Below are 17,147 nucleotides of genomic sequence, written 5' to 3'. Positions count from 1 at the left end.
TGGGGGTTATGGTCTGATTCGGAGTTGCTTATGGGGGGCGGAGTGCGGTTCGGGGTGCTGGGGGCGCTCGCCGTTTGGGGGGCCGGCGGCGAGCCTGTCCAGGTGCTGGAGGTCAAGGTCCGGGCGCTGCTGGCCGACCTGCTGATCCACGCCGGGCGGCCGGTCTCCGCCGACCGGCTCATCGAGGACCTGTGGGGCGGCAGGCCGCCGGCGAACGCCCTGGCCGCGCTCCGGGTGAAGGTGTCGCAGTTGCGCCGGGTGCTGGGCGACCGGGAGCTGGTGGCGTACCGGGCGCCGGGATACGTGCTGCGGGTCGAGCCCGAGGACGTGGACGCCGGACGGTTCGCCGACCTCGTCGGGCAGGCGCAGCGCAGCGCCGACCCGCGAACCCGCGCCGGGCTGCTGCGGCAGGCCCTCGACCTGTGGCGGGGAGCCGCCTTCGCGGAGTTCGCCGACGAGGAGTTCGCCAGGGCCGCCGTGGCCCGGCTGGACGAGCAGCGGCTGGTGGCGCTGGAGGAGCTGGCCGAGGCGCGGCTCGGGCTGGGCGAGCACGGGCTGCTGGCGGCCGAGCTGGCCGACCTGGTGGCCGAGCACCCGTTCCGCGAGCGGCTGCGGGCCGCGCACGTACGGGCCCTGTACCGGGCGGGACGGCAGGGGGAGGCGCTGGCCAGCTACGCCGACCTGCGGACGCGGCTGGCCGACGAGCTCGGGCTCGACCCCGGTCCCGAGCTGGTCGCGCTGCACCAGGCGATCCTTGAGCAGGACCCGGCGCTCGACGGGCCGGGGCGGCGGCGGACGAACCTGCCCGCGCCGCTCACCGGCCTCGTGGGCCGGGAGGAGGCGGTGGCGGAGGTGCGCGCCCTGCTGCGCGCGAACCGGCTGGTCACGCTGACGGGCCCCGGCGGGGTCGGCAAGACCCGCCTCGCGCTCGCCGCGGCGGACTCCCCCGGGCCGCCCGGCTTCGCCGGCGGGGTGTGGCTGGTGGAGCTGGCGGGGCTGCGCGCCGGGGCGCCGGCGGTCGAGGTGACCGAGGCGGTCGCGGGGGTGCTCGGCCTGCGGGACGACGTGGGCGGCGCGGCGAAGGACCTGACCGCGCGGCTGGCCGGTGTCCTGGAGGGCACCCGGACGCTGCTCGTCCTGGACAACTGCGAACACGTCGTCGAGCAGGTCGCCGCGCTGGCCGGGCGGCTGCTGCGGGCCGCTCCCGGGCTGCGCGTCCTGGCCACCAGCCAGGAGTCGCTGCGCATCGAGGGCGAGGCCCTGTGGAGCGTGCCGCCGCTGGGACGGGAGGCGGCGGCGGAGCTGTTCGCCGCGCGCGCGGGCATCGAGCCGGACGCCGACGTCGCCGAGATCTGCGCCCGGCTGGACGGCATCCCGCTGGCCCTGGAGCTGGCCGCGACCCGGATGCGCACGCTCACCCCGCGCCAGCTCGCCGAACGGCTGGACGACCGGTTCAGGGTGCTCGCCTCCGGCCGGCGCGGCGCGCCCGCGCGGCAGCAGACGTTGCGCGCGATGATCGACTGGAGCTGGGAGCTGCTGGGCGAGGACGAGCGCGTCGTGCTGCGGCGGCTGGCCGTGCACGCCGACGGGTGCACGCTGGAGGCGGCCGAGGAGGTCTGCGCCGAGCCGGGCGTGGACGTCCTGGAGGCGGTGGCCAGGCTGGTGGACCGCTCGCTGGTGGTGCGGGCGTGGGGCGACGGGGAGCCGCGGTTCCGGCTGCTGGAGTCGGTGGCGGCGTACTGCGTGGAGCGGCTGGAGGCGGCCGGCGAGCCGGCGGAGGTACGGCTCCGGCACGTGCGCCACTACACGGGCCTGGCCGAGCGGGTGGAGCCGTACCTGCGGGGGCACGGGCAGCGGCGCGCGCTCGCCCAGCTCGACGCCGAGGGCGGCAACCTGCGCGCGGCGCTGGAGACGGCGGTGCGGCTCGGCGCGGCGGCCGAGGCGCTGCGGCTGGTGAACGCACTGGCCTGGTACTGGGTGCTGCGCGGCCGGCTGGGCGAGGGCGAGCGGGCGCTGGAGGCGGCGCTCGCGATCGCGACGGACGACGATCCGGGCGCCCCGCAGGCCAGGGCGTGGCTGGCGGGTATGCGGCTGCTGGTGGGTCAGCCGCCAGGCCCGGACGTGACGAAACTGTTCGCGGCCGTCCAGGACGCCCGGGAGCGGGCCAGGGCGCGGTGGTTCGTCGGCTTCGCCCTGTTCGGGTACGACGATCTGTCGGTCAGCGTCGGCATGATCGAGACGGCGTTGTCGGAGTTCGGCGAACTGGACGACGAGTGGGGCATGGCCGCCACCCTGACCGTCCGGGCCAGATGGGCCGGGATGCGCGGCGATTTGGAGGGCATGCGGCGCGACGGCGAGCGCGGCCTGGCGCTGTTCAGGCGGACCGGGGACCGCTGGGGCGAGCTGCGGGCGGCGGAATGCCTGGGCAGCCACGCCGAGATCATCGGCGACTACGACCGCGCCGCCGGGCTGCGGGCGGAGGGCCTGCGCATGGCCGAGGAGCTGGGCCTGTGGAGCTCGGTCTCCGACGCGTTGTCCCGCCTGGGCCGGATCGCCATGCTGCGGGGCGACCACGCGGCGGCCGACGACCACCACGAGCGGGCCAGGCGGCTGGCGGTGTCGCAGTCGAACCGTCCGGCCGAGGAGTTCGCCGAGATCGGGCTGGCGCTCGGCGCGCGCCGCCAGGGACGGCTCGACGAGGCCGAACGGCTGCTGCTGACCTGGCTGGACTGGGTGCTGGACGTCGCCGGCGAGCCGGGCGCGGCGCTGATCCTGGCGGAACTGGGGTTCGTGGCCGAGCTGCGCGGGGACGCGGCGGGCGCGCTGGAGTTCCAGCTTCGCGGGCTGGCCGCCGCCCGCAAGGTGGGCGACCCGCGCGCGACCGCCCTCGGGCTGGAGGGGCTGGCGGGGGCGCGGGCCCTCGGCGGCCGGTACGCGGACGCGGCGCGGCTGCTCGGGAAGGCCGCCGCGCTCAGGGCGTCCGTCGGGGCGCCGCTGCCGGCGGGCGAGCGGGGGGACGTGGACCGGATCACGGCGGTCGTGACGGCGGCCCTGGGCGCGGCGGCGCTGGCGACCGGCCTGGCCGAAGGGGCCGGCATGCCGGTGGACGAGCTCCTGGAGGACACCTCGGGCGCCTGATCGCCTCATGCAGGACGTGTCCGGCCACGACACGGCCAAGGATCATCCATGACGATCCCGCATACTTCTGCGATCATCCCGGGATTTTGCACATTCGGTGATTGTCGCCGTGAAAGCGGGCAGTGCCAGAGATGGACGGTCATCATAAGGCAGGGTTGGGAGCATGCCCATGAGGACAGAGCTCGACCGCCTCGCTGGCGGGGCGCACCACGATCCGCACTCCGTGCTCGGAGCACACCCGGTCTCGGGCGGCGTGGTGTTCCGCGCGCTGCGCCCGCTGGCCGAGCGGGTGCAGGTGGTGCTCGACGACGGCACGGCCCACGACATGAGACACCAGGCCCACGGCGTGTTCGAGGCCACGGTCGCCGGGCTGGACAAGGTGCCCGACTACACCCTGCGCGTCCGGTACGCCGGTGGCGAGCCGTACGAGGTCAGGGACCCGTACCGGCATTGGCCCACGCTGGGCGAGGTGGACCTGCACCTCATCGGCGAGGGGCGGCACGAGCGGCTGTGGGAGGTCCTGGGCGCCCGGGTGATGGAGCACCAGGACGTGCAGGGCACCGCGTTCGCCGTCTGGGCGCCGAACGCGCGCGGCATCAGGGTCGTCGGCGACTTCAACCACTGGGACGGCACCGCCTACCCGATGCGCTCGCTCGGCCGGTCGGGCGTGTGGGAGCTGTTCGTCCCCGGGCTGGCGGCCGGTGAGCGGTACAAGTTCCAGATCCTCGGCGCCGACGGGCTCTGGCGCGACAAGGCCGACCCCATGGCCCGGCGCACCGAGGTGCCTCCGATGACCGCCTCCGTGATCGACGAGTCCGCCTACACCTGGGCCGACGACGACTGGATGACCGCGCGGCGCGACCGGCCGGCGCAGCTCGGGCCGATGAGCGTCTACGAGGTGCACCTCGGCTCGTGGCGGCCGGGGCTGTCCTACCTGGAGCTGGCCGACCAGCTCTCCGACTACGTGGCCGACATGGGGTTCACGCACGTCGAGCTGCTGCCGGTGGCCGAGCATCCGTTCGGCGGCTCGTGGGGCTACCAGGTGACGTCCTACTACGCGCCGACGGCCAGGTTCGGCACGCCCGACGAGTTCCGGCACTTCGTGGACCGCATGCACCAGCGCGGCATCGGCGTGCTGCTGGACTGGGTGCCGGCCCACTTCCCCATGGACGAGTGGGCCCTGGCCCGCTTCGACGGCACCCCGCTGTACGAGCACGCCGACCCGGCCAGGGGCGAGCACCCCGACTGGGGCACCTACGTCTTCGACTTCGGCCGCAGGGAGGTCAAGAACTTCCTGGTCGCGAACGCGCTCTACTGGCTGCAGGAGTTCCACGTGGACGGCCTGCGCGTGGACGCGGTCGCCTCGATGCTCTACCTCGACTACTCGCGCCGCGAGGGCGAGTGGACCCCCAACGTCTACGGCGGCCGGGAGAACCTCGACGCGGTCGAGTTCCTCAAGGAGATGAACTCGGTCTGCTACCGGGAGGCTCCGGGCATCTCGACCGTCGCCGAGGAGTCGACGGCCTGGCCCGGCGTGTCGCGGCCGGTGCACCTGGGCGGCCTCGGCTTCGGGTTCAAGTGGAACATGGGCTGGATGCACGACACGCTCGAATACCTGCGCCGCGAGCCGATCTTCCGCCAGTACCACCACCATCAGATGACGTTCTCCCTCATCTACGCCTATTCCGAGAACTACGTGCTGCCGCTGTCCCATGACGAGGTGGTGCACGGCAAGGGCTCGCTGCTCGGCAAGATGCCGGGGGACGAATGGCAGCGTTTCGCCCAGCTCAGGGCGTTGCTGGCGTTCATGTGGGCGCATCCGGGCAAGCAGTTGTTGTTCATGGGCGGCGAGTTCGGCCAGGGCTCGGAGTGGTCGGAGGAGCGCGGGCTCGACTGGTGGGTGCTGGAGTTCGACGGGCACAAGGGCGTGCAGCGGCTCGTCCGCGACCTCAACAGGCTCTACAAGGAGACCCCGGCGCTGTGGGAGCAGGACGCCAGACCGGAGGGGTTCCGCTGGATCGACGCCGACGACGCGTCCGGGAACACGTTCTCGTTCGTCCGGTACGCGGCCGACGGGTCGGCGGCGGCCTGCGTGGTCAACTTCAGCGGCAGCGCGCACGAGAACTACCGGCTCGGCCTGCCCTACGGCGGCCACTGGGCGGAGGTCGTCAACACCGACGCCTACGACTACTGGGGCAGCGGCGTGGGCAACATGGGAGGGGTCGAGGCCGAGGCCGAGCCGTGGCACGGGCTGCCGTTCTCCACGACGTTGCGGGTGCCGCCGCTGGGCGCGGTGTGGCTGACCAAGGAGGCGCCGCCGGAGTCGTCCGAGCCGTCCGCGTCGTCGGAGTCGTCCGCGTCGTCGGAGTCGTCCGGGTCGTCCGGGTCTTCGGGGCCGCTGAACGTTTGAGGTGCGTGCGCTGAAAGTTCGGTGAGAAACAGGGCCGGGCTCTGTGCTGGCGGGATAAATCGCCCTAAACTCCGAGATCATCCCCTTCGGAGGACGCGTGCGATTTCGCCCCCTGATCGTGTGCTCGATCGTGCTGGCCCTGTTATCGGCCCCCGTCCCGGCGTTCGCCGACGACCCCGCGGCGACGCCGACGCCGGCGCCCTCCCAGAGCAGCAAGCTGGAGGAGGGCCTCGCGCTCGACGGCGACACCACCCGCGCCATCGTGGAGCTGACCGACGCCGCGCAGCACGAGCCGGTGGCCGGCGCGGCGGCGGCCCAGAGCGTCGACGTGCTGCTGCAGCCGCAGAGTCAGCCGTTCATGGTGGTGGAGGGCACCGCCGAGGAGCTGGCGAAGCTGGCCGAGGACCCGCGCGTCACCTCCATCCACCGCGACCGGACGTACGCGCCGGCCGAGGTGGGGGCCAACATCACCCAGATCGGCGCGGACAAGGCCCACGAGAAGAACCTCACCGGCGCGGGCCAGAACATCGTCGTCCTGGACACCGGGATCGACCGCGACCACCCGTACTTCGGGGGCAGGCTCGCCGGTGAGGCGTGCTTCTCGGCCGTGGAGAGCGACGTGGAGTCGCTCTGCCCGAACGGGCAGCCCCAGCAGACCGGCGAGGGCGCGGCCGACGCCACCACCGCCAAGTGCCTGTCCGGCGGCGTGAACCTGTGCGAGCACGGCACGCACGTCGCCGGCATCGCGGCGGGCAGCGGCGGCGTGGCCCCGGGCGCCGGGATCATCGCGGTGCAGGTGTTCAGCCGGGTGAACGACGAGGACACCTGCATGGGCGAGTCGTCGTGCCTGCTGGCCTTCGAGTCGTCGCTGCGGCTGGCCATGGACTACGTGGCCACGCTCACCCAGCCCGTCGCGGCGGTGAACCTGAGCCTGGGCGGCGCGTTGTCGGAGACCGACTGCGACGCCACCGAGGAGGGCGCGGTCTTCAAGCCGAAGATCGACGCCCTGCTGGCCAAGGGCATCGCGACCGTGGTCGCCGCCGGGAACGAGTTCTTCGAGGGCGCCTCCTACCCCGCCTGCGTCTCCTCGGCGGTCGCGGTCGGCGCGAACGACGGCGCCGACGCCATCGCCGACTTCTCCAACCGGGGCTCGCTGGTCGACTTCTTCGCCCCGGGCGTGGACATCCAGTCCTCGGTGCCGGACAACCAGATGGCCACGCACAGCGGCACCTCGATGGCGACGCCGCACGTCGCCGGCGCGCTGGCGCTGATGAAGGCCGCCTCGCCGCAGACGCCCGTCGCCGACCTGATCAACACGCTGAAGACCACGGGCCGGCCCTACCAGTACGAGGCCAACGGCGCCCAGGTCACCACCCCCCGCCTGGACGTGGGCGCCGCCCTGGCCGGCACCGGCACCCAGCCGCCGATCACGCAGGCGCCGACGGCCGCCCCCACGGACGACCCCGAGCCCGACCCGACGGACGGCAGCGGCCCGACGCCCGAGCCCGACCCCACGGACGACGGGCAGCCGGCGCCGGCCCCCACGTCCTCGGTCACGCCGGTCCCGCTGCCCACCGTCACGGTGACGGTGACCGTCACGCCGACCCCCGCCCCGTCGGCCGCCGCCGTCTGCACACGCGGCACGGCCGGCGCCAGGATGGCGGCCGGCAAGTGGGCCGTGGAGATCCACCGCAGCAGCGGGACGATCCCCGACAACGCGCTGAACTGCTACCTGAAGCTGATCGGCAAGGCCAGCAAGGTGTTCCCCGAGCTGACGAAGGCGTCGTCGCTGGGCAAGGCGTACCGGGTGCTGAAGGGCACGAAGACGGCCCGCGACAAGCTGGACAGCGCGCTGCTGACGGCCTGGCTCAACTGGGCGCACGGCAGGAACGGCACCACCGTGCTGACCGCCGCCGAGAAGGTGCGGCTGAGCGGCGCGGCGTCGAAGGCGGCCCTGAGGAAGGCGACGAAGAACGTGATCAAGTCGCTCTGAGGCAGCGTCACCAAGGGAAGGGCCGGTCGGTTCCGACCGGCCCTTCCGTCTTCCCCGCCACATGGCAAAAACCCGCTCAGCTTTCACTGCTTTCACATAGGTCACCGACATCACACATGTCACACCAGGGGATGGACACCTCACACCGGACGGTCTGACCCTCGGAGGACTAAGTGAGGCTACGGTCCCTGCTCGCCGGCGCTGCCGCGCTGGCCACGACATCCGCCGTGCTGTGCGCGGCGCCACCCGCCGACGCGCGCGACACCGGCGACCCGGTCATCAGCCCCGCCCTGGTCGCGGAGGTCAAGGCCAAGAGCAAGGTCCGGTCGATCATCCAGCTCAAGCCGGGGCAGAACGTGCAGGCCGTGGCCAAGGATCTCGAACAGGCCTCCGAGGGCAGCCGGGTGCTGGAGGCGGCGCAGTCGCCCCACTTCTTCGTCGCCGAGCTGGACGGCAAGACGCTGGCCCAGCTCAGGAAGGACGACCGCGTCCAGGCGGTCTACAAGGACGAGCTGCGCCCTGCCGTCCTGGACACGAGCACCCGGATCATCGGCTCCGACCGGGCCAACGCGGCCGGCTGGACGGGCAGGGGCTTCACGGTGGCCGTCCTCGACACGGGCATCGACCGCGACCACCCGTTCTTCGCCGGCCGGATCGTGGACGAGGCGTGCTTCTCCTCCTCCGACGCCAGTGACGGCTCGGTCTCGCTCTGCCCGAACAGCCAGCCGAGCCAGACCGGCCCGGGGTCCGCCGACGCCGAGACCGCCCAGTGCGTCGTGAACGGCGTCAACGCCTGCTCGCACGGCACGCACGTCGCGGGCATCGCCGCGGGCCGGATGACGACCGGCGCCCCCTCCAACGGCGTCGCGCCCGCCGCGGGCATCCTGCCGATCCAGGTGTTCAGCCGCATCGACAGCGCGATGACGTGCGCGGTCATCGGCACCCAGGCGCCCTGCTTCCTCAGCTACACCTCCGACCAGAAGCTGGCGCTGGAGTACGTCGCGCGGGTGGCCGCGGCCCAGCACGTCGCCGCGGCGAACCTGAGCCTGGGCGGCGGCGGGCCGTACCGCGAGAACTGCGACTCCGACCCGAGCGCGGCGGGCCTCAAGCCGGACTTCGACACACTGATCTCCCTCGGGGTCGCGCCCGTGGTCGCGGCCGGCAACAACGGCTTCCCCGACGGCGTCTCGGCGCCGGCCTGCATCTCCTCCGCCGTCGCGGTGGGCGCCACCGACGACCGGGACGCGGTGGCCGACTTCTCCAACCGGGGACCGCTGCTCGACCTGCTCGCGCCGGGCGTGGGCATCAGGTCGTCGGTGCCCGACGACACCTACGCCGACAAGAGCGGCACGTCGATGGCCACGCCGCACGTGGCGGGGGCGTTCGCGCTGATGCGGCAGGCGTACCCGAACTTCACGGTGGCGCAGAGCCTGCAGCGGTTGCAGGCCACGGGCCGGAGCATCGGCTACCCCGCCGGCGGCGCCCAGGCGCGCACCGCTCGTATCGACGTGTTCAGCGCCACGGCCCCGAGTGCTCCCAAAGCCTGAGACCAGCACGTACGAGAGGGCCGGACGGGACGATCCGGCCCTTTCGCGTACCAGAACAAGAAGCGGTAACAGAACACAAGCGCCTCTCTGACATCTCTTGTCCAATATCTACACTTCTTTACACAAACGCCCCCTGACCCCCCGGAGGATCAGTTGAGACTCATGTCTCTGCTGGCCGGTGCGATCACCCTCGCCGCCACCGCTGCGACGATGGTCGCCACCCCCGCCCTGGCCGACCCCGAGTCCAAGATCGACCCGGCTGTGACCTCGGCCGGCGAGCACCGCGTCATCGTCCGCGTCCGCCAGCCCGCCCAGGTGCAGTCGGCCCTGGCCGGCGCGGAAGGGGTCAGGCAGGACAAGCGGAACGTCGTGGCCACGCCGCCCGCCGAGCTGGCGGGCAAGCTCGACTTCTTCGTCTACCGCGGCACCCGCGCCGAGCTGGAGAAGGTCGCCGAGCAGGCGGACGTCGTCTCGATCCGCAAGGACCGGCTCAACGAGCCCTCGCTGGCGCAGAGCGTCCCGCTGATCGGCGCCGACCGGGCGCACCGGCAGGGCTTCACCGGCAAGGGCACCGCCGTCGCGATCATCGACTCCGGGATCGACAACGACCACCCGGCCTTCGGCCGCCGCATCGCGGCCCAGGCGTGCTTCTCCGCCACCGACCCGGCCGACGGCTCGACGCCGCTGTGCCCCAACGGCAGCCAGTTCCAGATCGGCGACGGCGCGGCCAGCTCCGAGACCGAGGCGTGCCTGCGCAACGCCCCCCGGCCCGAGTACGGCCTGTGCTACCACGGCACCCACGTCGCGGGCATCGCCGCGGGCCAGGCGACCAAGGAGTTCCCGAACCCCGGCGTCGCCCCCAAGGCCAAGATCATCGCGATCCAGGTCTTCAGCCGCTTCGACAACTCCCCCTACTGCGGCGCCGCGGCGTCCTGCGTGCTCGCCTACGACTCCTCGGTCCTGACCGGCATGGCGTACGCGAACGTGCTGGCCGACCAGTACGACGTCGCCGCGGTCAACCTGAGCCTGGGCGGCGGCAAGTACGACACCTACTGCGACGAGGGCGACGGCGCCGACTTCAAGGCCGAGGTGGACCGTCTCCAGGCCAAGGGCGTCGCCACCGTCGTGGCCGCGGGCAACAACGGCTTCGACGCCTCCGTCTCCTGGCCCGCCTGCGTCTCCAACGTCGTGACCGTGGGCGCCACCGACAAGCAGGACGCCGTGGCCTCCTTCTCCAACCGGGGCACCATGCTCGACCTGTTCGCGCCCGGCGTCTCGATCACCGCCGCCATCAGCGGCAACGCCTACGCCACGCTGAACGGCACCTCGATGGCCGCCCCGCACGTCGCCGGCTCGTTCGCGCTGCTGCGGCAGAAGCGCGCGCACGCCACCTCCGACCAGCTCCTCGACGCGTTGAAGCGCACCGGCAAGCCCATCGCGTACGCCAGCGCGGGCACCCAGCTCACCACCCCCCGCATCAACGTCCACGCCGCCCTGCACAACCGCCACTGACCCGCCACCGGCGCAGGTTCCAGGCGGCCGCCCGCACCCGGGCGGCCGCCTGGACCTGTTCCGGGCCCGATACAGAATGTGTCGCTTAGGGTGGCTATATGGACGCAGGCAGGGCGATCTTCGAAACCGTCGACAAGCTTCGCCAGCGGCGCACCGGCCCGCTGGTCCTGGAGCTCGATCTCACCGAGGGCCTCACGGAAGGACCGCCGTCCGACCCGGTCGCCGCGGTGTTGTCCATGCGCAAGACCCGTCTGTCGGACGTGCTGTCCGGCCTCCGGCGGGCCGGCCGGGACTCCAGGGTCAAGGCGCTGGTGGTCAAGCTCGGCGGCAACCCCATGGGCCTGGCCATGGTCCAGGAGCTGCGCGAGGCCGTCACCCGCTTCCGCGCCTCCGGCAAGCTGACCGTGGCCTACGCCGAGACGTTCGGGGAGTTCAGCGGCGGCACGGTGCCCTACTACCTGGCCACCGCGTTCGAGCGGGTCTACCTCCAGCCCAGCGGCGACGTCGGGCTCACGGGCGTGGCGATCGAGCAGCGTTTCCTCAAGGGCGCCCTGACCAAGCTGGGCGTGGCGGTCGAGGCCGGGCAGCGGCACGAGTACAAGACCGCGGTCAACACCTTCACCCAGGACCACATGACCGAGCCCCATCGCGAGTCGATGACCCGCATCGTGGAGTCGGTCGCCGAGCAGCTCGTCCGCGGCATCGCCGAGGGCCGCAGGCTCGACCCCGGCAAGGTGCGTGAGCTGGTCGACCGCGGCCCGTTCACCGCGTCCGAGGCGCGGGAGACCGGCCTGGTGGACGCCCTCGCCTACCGCGACGAGGTGTACGACGAGATCAGGCGGGCCACGGGCGGCGAGGCCCACCTGCTGTTCGTCTCCCGGTACGCCAGGAGCGCGGCGGTGCGGAAGCTGCCGCACCCCATGGCCGACGGCATCGCGCTCGTGCACGGCAGCGGGCAGATCAGGAGCGGCCGCAGCGGCCGCAGCCCGCTCGGCGGGGGCGGCGCGATGGGCTCCGACACGATCAGCGCGGCGCTGCGCGCGGCCCGCCGGGACGAGCACGTCAAGGCCGTGGTCTTCCGCGTGGACAGCCCCGGCGGCTCGTACGTGGCCTCCGACACGGTGTGGCGGGAGGTGACGCTGACCCGCCGGGTGAAGCCGGTGATCGTCTCCATGGGCGACCTGGCCGCTTCCGGCGGTTACTTCGTCTCCATGGGCGCCGACGTGATCGTGGCCCAGCCCGGCACCCTGACCGGCTCGATCGGCGTATATGGCGGCAAGCCCGTCATGACTGACTTGCTCCAAAAAATCGGGATAAATACTGAACTGGTCGCCGACGGGGTCAACGCCGGAATGTTCTCCACCGCCCGCGGTTTCTCCCCCGAGCAGTGGGACCGGGTGAACGGCTGGCTCGACCGTATCTACGACGACTTCGTGGGCAAGGTGGCCCAGAGCCGCGACCTCACCCGCGAACGCGTCCACGAGCTGGCCAGAGGCCGGGTCTGGACCGGCGCGGACGCCCACGCCAACGGCCTGGTCGACGAGCTGGGCGGCCTTGAGCACGCCCTCGGCCTGGCCCGCGAGCGCGCCGGGCTCGCCGACGACGCCCCCGTACGCGTCTACCCCAGGCTCAACCCGCTGGAGCGCCTGCGGGGCCCGGAGTCCAGCGAGGACAAGTCCGCCGCCCTGGCCCGGGTGCGGCTCGACGCCTGGGGGCCGCTGGCCCGCCTGTCGGCCGAGCTGGGCCTGCCCGCCGCCGGTCCGCTCTCCTTGCCCGGTTGGTACGTCATCAGGTAATTCGATCTTGCGTGCTCCCTGATCCATGGGGATCGGAGGCGCCCGGCGGCCAGTGGGCGTGGAGCCCGGCCAAGCGCGCTTCGACCCGGGTGCTCGACCCGGGTGGACGCGAGCTGCCCGTGCCGAAAAACCCCGCGTTCGGCGGGCATCGTGCTGATCGACGTTCTCACCGACGCTGGTCAAGGCCGGGACGAGGACGCTCCTGCATCCGCACTTCGAGCGCGGGGGCTGAAGAAGGCCGCGGCCCGCTCCAGGGCGCCGGTGTCACGCAGGATGTCGCCGGGGCGGTTGGCGTAGCCGATGAGCGCGCCGCCCCACGACCCGAAGTACTCGGCCGACAGGCGCAGCGTGCCGATCAGCGGATCGGCCACCGACTCGTCCTCCTCGCTGATCGTGGTGATCGCCCAGACGGTCTTGCCCGCCATGCGCGCCTTGAAGTCGTAGCCCGGGACGCGCATCCAGGCCGACCAGTAGTCCAGGTAGAGCTTGGTGGTGGCCGAGACGCTGTACCAGTAGAGCGGGGAGACGATCACCAGGTCGGTGGCGTCGAGCGTGGCCTCGGCGAGCAGCTTCTCCGCGCCCTCGGGGACGGGGTAGACGCCGTCGCCGGAGTGGCGGATGTCCTGGAAGGGCGGCAGCGGGTGGTCGTCGAGGCGCAGCCAGCGTTGCCGGACGTCCGGCGGGAGCGCGGCGGCGGCGTGCCTGGCCAGGGTCTCGGTGTTGCCGTCACGGCGATTGCCGCCCAGGAGGAAGAGGAAACTGCGCATTCAGCATCCCATCGGCCGGTAGCGGGCGCGCAGCCGTACCAGCGGCTGGAGCGCGGGGGTGACATAGGGAACGGACAGCACCTGGGCGACGAAGAGCGTGTGGTCGCCGGCCGGGACGACCTGGGTCGTCTCGGCCTCCAGGGCCGCCACACCGCCCTCGACCACCAGCGCCTCGGTGTGCGTCCCCCGGTGGTGGGGGGTACCCGCCAGCAGGAGGCGGGCGCTCGGACGGCCGGCGGTGGCGAAGCGGCTGGCGATCGCGGCCTGGCCGGCGGACAGCAGCGAGGCCGCCCACCGGTCCTGCCGGAGCAGCACCTCGCAGAGGTAGCCGCGGGAGGCCAGGCTGATCAGCACGAGCGGCGGCTCGGCCGAGACGGACATCAGCGCCGACACGGTCACGCCCAGGTCGTCACGCCCGTCCCGGACGGTGATCACCGCGACGCCCGCGGCCAGTTGGGCCATCGCCTCCGTGAACTCACTCACAGCGGAGACCTCCGGCCGGAGGCCCCCGCCGCGGGCGTCAGGCGAGGCCGTTGGAGGTCAGCCATTCCTTGGCCACCGTGGCGGGCTCGTCCTTGTTGACGGAGATCTTCTGCATCATGTCGAGCAGGGACTGGGTGCTCAGCTTGGCCGAGATGCCGTTGAGCGTGGTGCGGATCGTGTCGTTCGCGCCGGCCTTGAACAGCAGCGGCGTGACGTTCTGGGCGGGGAAGATGTTCTTGGTGTCCTGGAGCGCCACCAGGTTGTTGGCCAGCATCTTGGGGTCCGTGGTGAACACGTTGCCGACCTGGATCGAGCCGTCCTTCAGGGCGTCGGCCGTGGCCGGGCCCTTCGGCTCCCACTGCTTGAACTCGATCCCGTAGACCTCCTTGAAGCGGGCCTCCCACCGCTTCTTGAACTCGGGCGGGCCGCCGACGACCATGTTCTTGGAGACCTTGGCCAGGTCCTCCATGGTGTTCAGCGACTGCTTGGTCTGGGTGTCCTTGGTGACCGAGAGGCTGTCCTTGTCCTCGGCCGGGGAGGAGTCGAGCACTTCGAGCTCGGCCGGGAGCTTCTCCTTCAGCGCCGCGTTGACGTCGTCGGTCGTCGAGGCGGTGTTCTTCAGGTCGATGAAGGCCAGCAGGTTGCCGTTGTACTCCGGAACGATGGTCAGGCCGCCGTTCTTGACCTGGTCGTAGACCGCCTCGCGGCTGCCGATGCGCGGCTTCTCCTCGACCTGCACGCCCTTGGCCTCCAGCGCCTGGGCGTAGATCGACGCGAGCAGCACGCTCTCGTCGAAGTCGAAGGAGCCGATGACGGCCTTGCCCCCGGCCGCCGCGGCCGACCCGCTGGGCGCCGCGCTCGTGGTGTCGAGCGGGTTGCCCCCACCGCCGCTCCCGCCACCGCAGGCAGCCAGCGCCAGCGTCGCCGACACGAGCACCGCCGCGGTGCCGATCATGCGTCTCATCTTTGAATTTCCCTTCTAAAGCGGCAGGTAATACCGGAGACTATCGAACCTTCAGTCTCTGGCTCACCCCCGGCGAAACGGTCGCCCTCTGGATGAGGGCGAACACGATCTGCACCACAAGCGCGAACAGCACAATCAGTACTGAACCCCCCACAACGCTCGCATAATCCTTGGTCGCGAAACCGTCGATCACGAACCGGCCGAGCCCGCCGAGCCCCGTGTACGCCGCGACCGTCGTGGTGGAGACCACCTGGATCGCCGACAGCCTGAGCCCGAGCAGGATCAGCGGCAGCGCCACCGGGACCAGCACCCGGCCGAGCACCTGCCCGCCGCGCAGCCCCATCCCGTACGCCGCGTCGCGCAGCTCCGGGTCGACGCCCCTGATCCCCTCGTAGGTGTTGACCAGGATCGGCGGCACCGACAACAACACCAGCGGGATGATCACCGGCCAGATCGAGGACGTGCCGAGCAGCAGCACGAACAGCACCAGCAGGCCGAGCGTCGGCAGCGCCCTGGCCAGGTTCGCCGAGATGACGACCACGACCTCGCCCCTGCCGGTGTGGCCGATGGCCAGCCCCAGCGGCACCGCGATCAGCATCGCCAGCCCCAGCGCCAGGACCGAGAACTCCAGGTGCTCCAGCAGCCGCGCCGGGATGCCGTCGGGGCCGGCCCAGTTCGCCCCGGTGCCGAAGAAGTCGGCCAGCCAGCCGAAGAACGAGCCCAACCAGCTCACGACGTCCCCTTCCGCGCGCGCACCCAGGGGGTGAGCAGGCGCTGGGTCAGGACCAGCAGGCCGTCGGCGACCAGCGCCAGCGCGACGATCAGCACGATGCCGGTGACCACCGGCGGCATGAACGGGTTCTGGTAGGCCCGGGTGAACAGCCCGCCGAGCCCGCCCTGGCCGATCAGCGCGCCCACGCTGACCAGGCTGATGCTGGAGACCGCGACCACGCGCAGCCCGGCCAGCACCACCGGCGTGGCGATGGGCAGCTCGACCTGCAGCAGGCGGCGCATGGGCGTGAACCCCATCGCGACGGCCGACTGGCGCACGTGGTCGGGCACCGAGTTCAGCCCGTCGACCACGGCCGGGATGAGCACGGCCATGCCGTAGAAGGTCAGCGGGATGATCACGGTGGTCTGCGACAGCCCGGTCACCGAGATCAGCAACATGAACACCGGCAGCGACGGCAGCGCGTAGACGACATTCATCAGGCCCGAGGTGGGCTGGTAGAGCCAGCGCCAGCGCACGCAGGCCAGCCCGAGCGGCAACGCCAGCACCAGCGCGGCCAGGATCGGCACCAGGGACATGGTCAGGTGGTCGGTCAGCAGGTTCCTGATGCTGTCGGCGCGGCCGGTGTCCCAGTTGCGCGCGATCCACTCCCAGATGCTGGGCGGACCCTCACGCATCGGCGGCCTCCGCCAGCGCCTCGTCCAGGGCCTCCCTGGTGGCCACGCCGACGACCCTGCCGTCCTCGTCCACGGCGACCGAGCAGCCGGAGGGCGACAGCAGCGCCGCGTCCAGGGCCGAGCGCATCGAGTCGCGGCCGAGCACGAACGTCCCGTACGGCTCCAGCTCCTCGGGCCGCGACCCGGCGAACCAGCCCACGGGCCGGTCGTCGGGGGTCACGACCAGCAGCCACGGCTCGTCGCCGGCCGCCCGTTCGCGCACGGTCAGGTCGGTACGCAGCCGCAGCCCCTTCGTGGAGATGAACTGCAGCCGCCTGATCCCCCGGTCGTGTCCCAGGAACTCGCGGACGAAGTCGTCGGCCGGCTCCGACAGCAGCGTCTTGGGGTCGGCGAGCTGGGCCAGCCGCCCGCCCACGCGCAGCACGGCCACGCGGTCGCCGAGCTTGATCGCCTCGTCGATGTCGTGGGTGACGAACACGATGGTCTTGTTCAGCTCCGCCTGCAGCCGCAGCAGCTCGTCCTGGAGGCTGGTGCGGACGATCGGGTCGACCGCGCTGAACGGCTCGTCCATGAGCAGCACGGGCGGGTCGGCGGCCAGCGCCCTGGCCACGCCCACGCGCTGCTGCTGCCCGCCGGAGAGCTGGAAGGGATAGCGGTCGGCGAAGGCCGGGTCGAGGCCGACGCGTTCGAGCAGCTCCATGGCCCGCGCTCGGGCCTTCTTCCTGTCCCAGCCCAGCAGGTACGGGACCGTCGCGATGTTGTCGACGATCTTCCGGTGCGGGAAGAGGCCGGCCTGCTGGATGACGTACCCGATGCCGCGGCGCAGCGTGGGCGGGTCGATGCCGCTCACGGGCACCCCGTCGAGGAGGATCTGTCCCTCGGAAGCGTCGATCATGCGATTGATCATCCGGAGGGACGTCGTCTTCCCGCAGCCCGAAGGGCCCACCAGCACGGTGATCTCGCCGGTGGGCGCCTCAAGGGAGAGGGCGTCCACGGCGGTGGTGCCGTCTGGATAGCGTTTGGTGACAGCGTCGAATGTGATCACGCGTGACCTCTCGCTCGATGGCAGGGCCGCGGCCCCCCTGCCACGACCGCCGCATGATCTCGGTGGCCCACAAGACTACGGCGAC

The 17,147-nt window shown here is 72.0% G+C and carries 12 protein-coding genes; 6 read left to right on the top strand and 6 right to left on the bottom strand.

The window, feature by feature from the left end; genetic code table 11:
• Positions 1 to 30 precede the first annotated feature (30 nt).
• From ABZ444_RS28315 to sppA, 6 genes are all read left to right on the top strand, one after another.
• A complete protein-coding gene (locus ABZ444_RS28315) occupies positions 31 to 3,138 on the top strand; it encodes a BTAD domain-containing putative transcriptional regulator (protein ID WP_358003035.1) in 3,108 nt (1,035 codons plus the stop codon).
• 169 nt (positions 3,139 to 3,307) lie between these two features.
• Positions 3,308 to 5,548, top strand: coding sequence for a 1,4-alpha-glucan branching protein GlgB (gene glgB, locus ABZ444_RS28310; protein ID WP_358003032.1), 2,241 nt, complete (start codon positions 3,308 to 3,310; stop codon positions 5,546 to 5,548).
• A gap of 97 nt (positions 5,549 to 5,645) precedes the next feature.
• On the top strand, positions 5,646 to 7,541 hold the full coding sequence (locus tag ABZ444_RS28305; protein ID WP_358003029.1) for a S8 family serine peptidase: 1,896 nt from the start codon (positions 5,646 to 5,648) through the stop codon (positions 7,539 to 7,541).
• Positions 7,542 to 7,714: 173 nt separating this feature from the next.
• Positions 7,715 to 9,088: a S8 family serine peptidase gene (locus tag ABZ444_RS28300; protein ID WP_358003026.1), complete on the top strand. Its 1,374-nt coding sequence runs from the start codon at positions 7,715 to 7,717 to the stop codon at positions 9,086 to 9,088.
• 162 nt (positions 9,089 to 9,250) lie between these two features.
• Complete coding sequence (locus ABZ444_RS28295) at positions 9,251 to 10,600, top strand: S8 family serine peptidase (RefSeq protein ID WP_358003089.1); 1,350 nt, start codon at positions 9,251 to 9,253, stop codon at positions 10,598 to 10,600.
• Positions 10,601 to 10,698: 98 nt separating this feature from the next.
• A complete protein-coding gene (sppA, locus tag ABZ444_RS28290) occupies positions 10,699 to 12,396 on the top strand; it encodes a signal peptide peptidase SppA (RefSeq protein ID WP_358003023.1) in 1,698 nt (565 codons plus the stop codon).
• Positions 12,397 to 12,575: 179 nt separating this feature from the next.
• Here the strand turns inward: sppA and ABZ444_RS28285 are convergent, their stop codons facing one another.
• Genes ABZ444_RS28285 through ABZ444_RS28260 form a run of 6 tightly spaced genes read right to left on the bottom strand, consistent with a single transcriptional unit; the run spans position 12,576 to position 17,062 of the window.
• A complete protein-coding gene (locus ABZ444_RS28285) occupies positions 12,576 to 13,163 on the bottom strand; it encodes an NAD(P)H-dependent oxidoreductase (RefSeq protein ID WP_358003020.1) in 588 nt (195 codons plus the stop codon).
• Positions 13,164 to 13,646 carry a flavin reductase family protein gene (locus ABZ444_RS28280; protein WP_358003017.1) on the bottom strand — a complete coding sequence of 161 codons (483 nt, stop codon included), beginning with the start codon at positions 13,644 to 13,646 and terminating at the stop codon, positions 13,164 to 13,166.
• Positions 13,647 to 13,683: 37 nt separating this feature from the next.
• On the bottom strand, positions 13,684 to 14,610 hold the full coding sequence (locus ABZ444_RS28275) for an ABC transporter substrate-binding protein (protein WP_358003014.1): 927 nt from the start codon (positions 14,608 to 14,610) through the stop codon (positions 13,684 to 13,686).
• 40 nt (positions 14,611 to 14,650) lie between these two features.
• Positions 14,651 to 15,343 carry an ABC transporter permease subunit gene (locus ABZ444_RS28270; RefSeq protein ID WP_358003011.1) on the bottom strand — a complete coding sequence of 231 codons (693 nt, stop codon included), beginning with the start codon at positions 15,341 to 15,343 and terminating at the stop codon, positions 14,651 to 14,653.
• The gene (locus ABZ444_RS28265; RefSeq protein ID WP_358003008.1) at positions 15,340 to 16,017 is read right to left on the bottom strand and encodes an ABC transporter permease subunit; all 678 of its coding nucleotides are present in this window, start codon (positions 16,015 to 16,017) and stop codon (positions 15,340 to 15,342) included. Before ABZ444_RS28265 ends, ABZ444_RS28270 begins: the two co-directional genes overlap by 4 nt.
• Complete coding sequence (locus ABZ444_RS28260; RefSeq protein ID WP_358003005.1) at positions 16,010 to 17,062, bottom strand: ABC transporter ATP-binding protein; 1,053 nt, start codon at positions 17,060 to 17,062, stop codon at positions 16,010 to 16,012. The genes ABZ444_RS28265 and ABZ444_RS28260 overlap by 8 nt, the downstream gene beginning before the upstream one ends.
• Between the last annotated feature and the right edge of the window lie 85 nt (positions 17,063 to 17,147).

This window comes from Nonomuraea sp. NPDC005730, from assembly GCF_040630865.1.
Classification (GTDB): Bacteria; Actinomycetota; Actinomycetes; order Streptosporangiales; family Streptosporangiaceae; genus Nonomuraea.
This window is presented reverse-complemented; position numbering and strand designations above follow the sequence as displayed.

Excerpts from the sequence above, each read along its gene's own strand:
- ABZ444_RS28285 (WP_358003020.1), bottom strand. The coding sequence starts at position 13,163 with ATGCGCAGTTTCCTCTTCCTCCTGGGCGGCAATCGCCGTGACGGCAAC.
- ABZ444_RS28315 (WP_358003035.1), top strand. The coding sequence starts at position 31 with ATGGGGGGCGGAGTGCGGTTCGGGGTGCTGGGGGCGCTCGCCGTTTGG.
- ABZ444_RS28275 (WP_358003014.1), bottom strand. The coding sequence starts at position 14,610 with ATGAGACGCATGATCGGCACCGCGGCGGTGCTCGTGTCGGCGACGCTG.
- sppA (WP_358003023.1), top strand. The coding sequence starts at position 10,699 with ATGGACGCAGGCAGGGCGATCTTCGAAACCGTCGACAAGCTTCGCCAG.
- ABZ444_RS28265 (WP_358003008.1), bottom strand. The coding sequence starts at position 16,017 with ATGCGTGAGGGTCCGCCCAGCATCTGGGAGTGGATCGCGCGCAACTGG.
- glgB (WP_358003032.1), top strand. The coding sequence starts at position 3,308 with ATGAGGACAGAGCTCGACCGCCTCGCTGGCGGGGCGCACCACGATCCG.
- ABZ444_RS28295 (WP_358003089.1), top strand. The coding sequence starts at position 9,251 with ATGTCTCTGCTGGCCGGTGCGATCACCCTCGCCGCCACCGCTGCGACG.